General features: G+C 76.9%; 1 pseudogene. It reads right to left on the reverse strand.

Annotation, left to right across the window (positions count from 1 at the left end):
• A pseudogene (locus ESO86_RS19685) lies at positions 1 to 520 on the reverse strand (bifunctional 3'-5' exonuclease/DNA polymerase); the annotation flags it as partial.

A 520-nucleotide genomic window follows, 5' to 3' on the forward strand; every position in this document is an offset into this window, starting at 1 on the left:
CGCGAGCGCGGCGAGGACGCGGGGCTCGAGCTGGGCGGCATCCGCCACGACCAGGCTCCACCCGGGGTCGGCGACCACCGCCGCCCGCACGGCCTTCGGCAGCTGCAGGGCTCCCCCGCCTGAAGTCGCCCACCGACCCGTCGCGGTGCCGCCCGCGACGTAGTCCGCGCGGAACCGCTCGTCGACCACCCACTCGTCGAGCCACGCCCAGCCGTTGGCCGAGAGCAGTCGCGCGAGCCGCTTGTACGCCAGGAGCGGGGCGACGGCGGGATGGTCGTGCTCGCGCAGCTCCCACTTCGCGGTCGAGTCGACGCCGATGCCCGCCGCGCGCAGGGCGCGCAGGAGGTCGACCTGGGAGTCGAGGCGCAGCGATGGAGCCTCGAGTTCGCGACGCACGCGCGCGGCGAGCTCGTCCATCCGAGCGGGCTTGCGCCCCAGCGGTGGACGCGGGCCGAGGGCCTCCTCGAGCACGCGCTCGTGCACCGCGCGTCGCCACGGCAGGCCGGCGCGGCGGAGCTCG

It is taken from the genome of Agromyces binzhouensis (assembly GCF_004135055.1).
Classification (GTDB): Bacteria; Actinomycetota; Actinomycetes; order Actinomycetales; family Microbacteriaceae; genus Agromyces; species Agromyces binzhouensis.